The sequence below is a fragment of the Oerskovia rustica genome (assembly GCF_014836555.1).
GTDB lineage: Bacteria > Actinomycetota > Actinomycetes > Actinomycetales > Cellulomonadaceae > Oerskovia > Oerskovia rustica.
Window position 1 is genome coordinate 23165 of the sequence record NZ_JACSQQ010000043.1, and the last position, 5966, is coordinate 29130.

Below are 5966 nucleotides of genomic sequence, written 5' to 3' on the forward strand. Positions count from 1 at the left end.
CCCCCCCCCCCCCCCCCCACGCCTGCTCCACCGTCCTACGGTGGCCTCATGAGCACACCGGGACCGCAGTCGACTCCGCACGAGGGCGAGCAGCACCGGAGCGAGGGGACGGGCGCGCGGCTCAACCGCCTCCGGGCCGGGGTGCTCGGCGCGAACGACGGCATCGTGTCGACCGCGGGCGTCGTCGTGGGCGTCGCCGCGACCAGCACGTCGATCCTGGTCATCGCGACGGCGGGGGCCGCAGCGCTGCTCGCGGGCGCCCTGTCGATGGCCGCGGGCGAGTACGTCTCGGTGAGCACGCAGCGCGACACCGAGGAGGCGATGCTCGCCAAGGAGCGCCAGGAGCTCGCGACCATGCCGGACGAGGAGCTCGCCGAGCTCGCAGGGATCTACCGGGCCAAGGGGCTCACGCCCGAGCTCGCGCACGAGGTCGCGGTCCAGCTCACGGCGAACGACCCCCTCGCGGCCCACGCCGACGCCGAGCTGGGCATCGACCCCGACGACCTGACGTCGCCGTGGGAGGCCGCGGTCGCCTCGATCGTGTCGTTCACGGTCGGTGGTCTGCTGCCCCTGGCGGCGATCCTGCTGGCGCCCACCGCGGCCCGGATCCCCGTGACGTTCGTCGCGGTGGTCCTGGCGCTGGTCCTCACCGGCTGGGGCAGCGCACGGCTGGGGCAGGCGCCGACCCGGCGCGCGACGATCCGCACGGTCCTGGGCGGTGCGATCGCCATGGCGGTCACGTACGGGATCGGGTCGCTCGTCGACGTGAACGTCTAGCCGGGGGCCGGCTTCGCGGCTCAGCGCATGAAGGGCCCGAAGATGGAGGCCACCATCGACGCCGCACGGTCGGCGTCCCCGTCAGCGATCGCCTCGACCAGCTCGTGGTGGTGGCGGTGCGCCGCGTCCTCGTCCTCGCGCTCCTCGTCGCGCATGTGGACGGCGAAGACGTCGAGCATGCTCGAGTAGAGCTGCAGGTAGAGCGGGTTGTGCGTCGCCGCCACGATCGCGCGGTGCAGCGCGAGGTCTGCGTCGGCCCGGAAGTCGCGATCACCGGTCGACCAGATCGCCTCCCGTCGGTCGCGCAGCTCGCGCAGCTGCTCGACGTCGGCGTCCGAGCGACACGATGCGGCAAGCGATGCTGCCGTGCTGTCCAACGCGCGGCGCAGCTCCAGGTAGTGCCGACGGCTGCCCCCCGCGAGCTGGCGCTCGAGGGTGCCCGTGAGCTCCGAGCTGGAGATGACGAAGGTGCCGCGGCCCTGCTCACGGCGCAGCAGGCCGCCGTGCACGAGCGACTGGATCGCTTCGCGGACCGTGTTCCGGCCGACCCCGAACTCCGACACCAGATCGGCCTCGGTCGGGATCCGCTCGCCGACCGGCCAGCGGCCGGAGACCACCTCCGCACGGAAGCGTTCGACGGCCTGGTCGATCAGGCCTGCTCGACGCACGGGCCGACCTGTGTCAGACTCACCAGAATTCATCCCATGATCCCATCATTCGCCGACCTCATCGTGGAGTTTAGCGTGACGACACTCTCTCCAGCACGCCTCCCGGTACGCCGCGGACGGCTGATCCTGTGGGCTGGCCTGGCCATCGCCCTCACCGCGGTCAACCTTCGGACGGCCGTGACCGGAATCACCCCGCTCCTCGAGATCATCGGGGCGGACCTCGGGTTCGGAGTGGCGGTCGCAGGCCTGCTCGGGACCGTGCCCGCGGCGTCGTTCGGCATCTTCGGGTTCCTCGCCCCCGTGGTGACGAGGCGGTTCGGGCTGGAGCGCACGGCCACGGCGGCACTGGGACTGACCGCGCTCTCGCTCCTGGGCCGCGCGTTCTCCGGGACGCCCGTCGCGCTCGTGCTGTCGACCGCGCTGGCCCTCGCCGGGATCGGCGCCGCGAACGTCGTGATCGTCCCCCTGGTGAAGGCCTGGTTCGCGGACCGGCTCGCCCTGTGGACCTCGCTCTACCTGATCCTGATGCAGACGGGCCAGTTCGTCGCCCCGCTGCTGGCCGTCCCGGTGGCGGAAGCGACGACCTGGCGGCTCTCGGTCGGGATCTGGGCGGGCCCGGCCGCACTGGCTGCCGTGGTCTGGCTCGTCCTGGCAACCAGGCTGCCCGCCGGTCATCACAGCCCCACCGCCCCGGCGACGACCGGTGCGAGACCGAGGATCAGCCGGTCCTCGACCGTCTGGGGTCTGGTCGTCCTGTTCGCGATGATGGCGCTGTCCAACTACGGGATCATCACCTGGGTGCCGGCCGTGCTCTCCGACGCAGGTGGGAGCCCGACCCTGGGCGGCTCCATGGTCGCCCTGTACTCGGCGTGGGGCATGGTCGCCGCCCTGGTGGTCCCCCACGTGGCCACGCGCATGACGAACCCCTTCGTCGTGGTCGTCGCGTGCTCGGTCGTCCTGATCGCCGGATACCTGGGCCTGATCCTGTCCCCGTTGGACGGCACGCTGCTCTGGGTGTGCGCGCTGGGCATCGGGGTGAGCACGTTCCCGCTCTGCATGACCCTGATCAACCGTCGGACCAGGACCCCGGAGTCCGCCTCGGCGGTGTCCGGGTTCGTCCAGGGGATCGGCTACAGCCTGGCGTGCTTCGGCCCGCTCGGCCTGGGCCTCCTCCGCGAGGCGACCGGCTCATGGTCGGTCCCGCTCCTCGCGCTCGCGGCGACCGCCGTCCCCGGCGTGGTCGCCGGCTGGTTCGCGTGCCGACCGCGTTTCGTGGAGGACGCTGCGACCCCGCCGGACGTCGCCTCCGCGCCTTCGCAGCCCCCGGGCACGCGCACCTAGGGGCACAATCGTCCTGTGGCCAAGAAGCAGAAGTCGCCCCACGCCGGCACGCCCGCGCTCGTCGCGCTCGAGAAGGCCGGGGTGCCGCACACCGTGCACCCCTACGAGCACGACCCGTCCTCCGACCTGAGCTATGGGCTCGAGGCCGCCGCGGCGATCGGCATCCCGGCCGAGCAGGTGTTCAAGACCCTGGTCGCCTCGGTCGACGGGACGCTCGTCGTGGGCGTCGTGCCCGTGGACCGCAAGCTCGACCTCAAGGCCCTCGCGCACGCGGCGGGCGGCAAGAAGGCGGCGATGGCCGAACAGGCCGCGGCCGAGCGCGCTACCGGGTACGTGGTGGGCGGCATCTCGCCGCTCGGCCAACGTCAGCGGCTGCGCACCGTGGTCGACGAGTCGGCCCTCGGGTTCGACGCGGTGTACGTCTCGGGCGGGAGGCGCGGGCTCGACGTGGGGCTGGCGCCCGCCGACCTGGTGTCCCTCACGGGCGCGGTGACGGCGCCGATCTCGCGGGACTGACGGTTCCTGCGACGACTCCACGACCGCTACCGGGGCAGCGGGTAACACTGTCTCAGCATGCGCGACGGGCCTTCCGGTCCGTGGACCGCGTTCCTAGAGTGGCGAGCGTGCCCGCCGGTACCGACCGCACCACCCTCGGACACCCCGCCAGCCCTGCCAGCCCCGCCAGTCCATGAGCCATCAGGAGGACACCATGTCCGCTCCCCTCGACACGAACGAGAAGATCGCCGCCTACGCCCACCCCGACCGCCTCGTCTCCACGGACTGGCTCGCCGAGCACCTGCACGACGAGGACGTGGTCGTGGTCGAGTCCGACGAGGACGTGCTGCTCTACGAGACGGGCCACATCCCGGGCGCGGTCAAGGTCGACTGGCACACCGACCTCAACGACCCCGACCTGCGCGACTACCTCGACGGCAAGGGCTTCGCCCAGCTCCTGGGCTCCAAGGGCATCTCGCGCGACACCACGGTCGTCCTGTACGGCGACAAGAACAACTGGTGGGCCGCGTACTCCGCGTGGGTCTTCACTCTGTTCGGCCACGAGGACGTCCGTCTCCTCGACGGCGGGCGCGGCAAGTGGATCGCCGAGGGCCGCGAGACCACGACCGACGTCCCGACGCCCGAACCCGTGGAGTACCCGGTGGTCGAGCGCGACGACGAGACGATCCGCGCCTTCAAGGAGGACGTGCTCGCGCACCTGGGCAACGGCCCGCTCGTCGACATCCGTTCGCCCCAGGAGTTCACGGGCGAGCGCCTGCACATCCCGGACTACCCCGAGGAGGGCGTGCTGCGCGGGGGCCACATCCCCACGGCGCGCAACGTCCCGTGGGCGACCGCGGTCGCAGCCGACGGCACGTACAAGTCGCGCGAGGAGCTCGAGGCGATCTACCAGGAGGGCGGCCTGGGCCTGTCGACCGACGACGACGTCATCACGTACTGCCGCATCGGCGAGCGGTCGAGCCACACGTGGTTCGCGCTGACGTACCTGCTGGGCTTCGACAAGGTCCGCAACTACGACGGCTCGTGGACCGAGTGGGGCAACGCGGTCCGCGTCCCGATCGTCAAGGGAGCCGAGCCGGGCGAGGTCTCCGCGCGCCTCTGACGTCCGCCGTCTCCCGCGGATGCCCGCCGGGCGGGGGGGGGGGCGGGGCACGTACCCGGCCCACCGCCGTCGGGCCTCCGTCGTGTCACCACGGCGCCGCGGGCGCGGACGTGCGCCGGCTCAGACCCTGCGCACGACCGGCGGCACCCAGCGGCCGTCGAGCGCCTCGGGGAGCGGTGCGTAGAGCCGCATCGTCACGCCCAGCGGGCCTCGCGGCGCGGGGAGCCAGTTCGCCTCGCGGTCCGCGCGCGGGCTCTCGTGCTGCAGGTACAGGTCGAGCGACCCGTCCTCCCCGTACTGCAGGTCGTCGCGGTCGCCGATCGCGAACCGGTCGAGGGCGTTCGCCACCTGGTAGCCCTCGGCGTCGTACATCGTGACCGACCAGAAGGCCGCCGCGGGCGGGAGCTGGTCGGCGTCGAAGTGCAGCACGTAGTCGTGGTCCCCGTTCAGGGCCTGACCGTCCGCGTCGGTCGCGAGGAGCGGGTAGATCGCGTCCTCGACCGGGTTGGCTCCCAGCCCGACGAGCGTGACGACGGCCCGCTTGAGGTAGAAGTTCCCGTAGACGCCCATGGTGTCGCGGTAGAGCATCCAGCCGTTCGCCACGGTCCCGAGCGTCGCGCGCGACGTGTCCAGCAGCGCGCGGGCGCTCTCCGCCCCGGCCTCGATCTCCGCGATCTCGGCGTCGTCGAACTGCCCGGCGTCGAAGTCCTCGCCCGGGACGATGCCCAGCGCACCGATGCGGGCGAGCACCGAGAAGTCGGTCAGGTGCGGCGGGTTCGTGTCGAGGAGCCTGGTCGCGTACGTGAAGAAGTCGACCGCGCTGAGGGAGTCCACCAGGTGCAGCGGCTCGGTGCGGGTGTCCGCGGTCGGGTCGATCGTGAACGGCGGCCGCTCCCCCAGCTCCTGCACCGACAGGCCGTCCTGCACCGCGTGGACCGCCGGGTAGTCCGCGACGCCGTTGGTCTGGATGCGCCCGATGACCCACACCTGCGGGGTGGGCGCGACGATCAGCGCGACGTCCTCCGGGAGGTCGTCGTAGAACTCCGTGAGGTCGCCCTCGTAGTCCGGTCCGACGATCAGGTAGTCCCCCGCGCCCGTCCCCGTGGTCCGCTTGCCGATCGTCGCGAAGACCTCGGTCCACATGTCCAGCAGGGGCAGCATGTAGTAGCGGTCGTCGGTGTCGGGGACGTGGAGCAGCACGGGGCCGTCGGTCAGGTCGAGCCACAGGTTCGCGTACAGCGTGTCGAAGTTGGGGCGGACCACGGCCCGGAAGTCCGCGGGCGGGAACTCCCGCAGGTGGTGGAACACGTTGGGCGGCCCGAACCCGGGGCGGACGCCGGCCGCCACGTTCGTGGCCTGGCGCCGGCTGAGGTCCATGGTCACGAGCGGGTACAGGTAGACGTACGCCTCGTGGCTCAGCGTGCGCAGGTCGTTCGACAGGGTTCCCATGACGCTCCGTCCGTCCGCGCCGTGCGTCGGCGCACTCGTGGCTCAACGTATCGACGGGGAGCAGGTGGTGCGCGTCGAGCGCGGCGTGCCGGGCCCGGGCCGGCCCCCCGGCC

The 5966-nt window shown here is 72.2% G+C and carries 6 protein-coding genes; 4 read left to right on the forward strand and 2 right to left on the reverse strand.

Going from position 1 to position 5966, the window contains the following annotated elements; genetic code table 11:
* Positions 1-48 precede the first annotated feature (48 nt).
* Positions 49-777, forward strand: coding sequence for a VIT1/CCC1 transporter family protein (locus H9652_RS17570; RefSeq protein ID WP_191797798.1), 729 nt, complete (start codon positions 49-51; stop codon positions 775-777).
* A 20-nt stretch (positions 778-797) separates the two neighbouring features.
* On the opposite strand, the gene H9652_RS17575 is transcribed toward H9652_RS17570, so the two are convergent.
* Entirely contained in the window at positions 798-1445 is a 648-nt protein-coding gene (locus tag H9652_RS17575; protein WP_318244251.1) for a FadR/GntR family transcriptional regulator, read from the reverse strand.
* 36 nt (positions 1446-1481) lie between these two features.
* Between H9652_RS17575 and H9652_RS17580 the strand changes: the two genes are divergently transcribed.
* From H9652_RS17580 to H9652_RS17590, 3 genes are all read left to right on the forward strand, one after another.
* Entirely contained in the window at positions 1482-2786 is a 1305-nt protein-coding gene (locus H9652_RS17580; protein ID WP_191797803.1) for an MFS transporter, read from the forward strand.
* 15 nt (positions 2787-2801) lie between these two features.
* Entirely contained in the window at positions 2802-3302 is a 501-nt protein-coding gene (ybaK, locus tag H9652_RS17585; protein WP_191797805.1) for a Cys-tRNA(Pro) deacylase, read from the forward strand.
* A 193-nt stretch (positions 3303-3495) separates the two neighbouring features.
* A complete protein-coding gene (locus H9652_RS17590) occupies positions 3496-4404 on the forward strand; it encodes a sulfurtransferase (protein ID WP_191797807.1) in 909 nt (302 codons plus the stop codon).
* A gap of 120 nt (positions 4405-4524) precedes the next feature.
* Here the strand turns inward: H9652_RS17590 and H9652_RS17595 are convergent, their stop codons facing one another.
* Positions 4525-5853 carry a DUF1254 domain-containing protein gene (locus tag H9652_RS17595; RefSeq protein ID WP_191797809.1) on the reverse strand — a complete coding sequence of 443 codons (1329 nt, stop codon included), beginning with the start codon at positions 5851-5853 and terminating at the stop codon, positions 4525-4527.
* Positions 5854-5966: the final 113 nt, after the last annotated feature.

Excerpts from the sequence above, each read along its gene's own strand:
- H9652_RS17570 (WP_191797798.1), top strand. The coding sequence starts at position 49 with ATGAGCACACCGGGACCGCAGTCGACTCCGCACGAGGGCGAGCAGCAC.
- H9652_RS17580 (WP_191797803.1), top strand. The coding sequence starts at position 1,482 with ATGATCCCATCATTCGCCGACCTCATCGTGGAGTTTAGCGTGACGACA.
- H9652_RS17590 (WP_191797807.1), top strand. The coding sequence starts at position 3,496 with ATGTCCGCTCCCCTCGACACGAACGAGAAGATCGCCGCCTACGCCCAC.
- H9652_RS17595 (WP_191797809.1), bottom strand. The coding sequence starts at position 5,853 with ATGGGAACCCTGTCGAACGACCTGCGCACGCTGAGCCACGAGGCGTAC.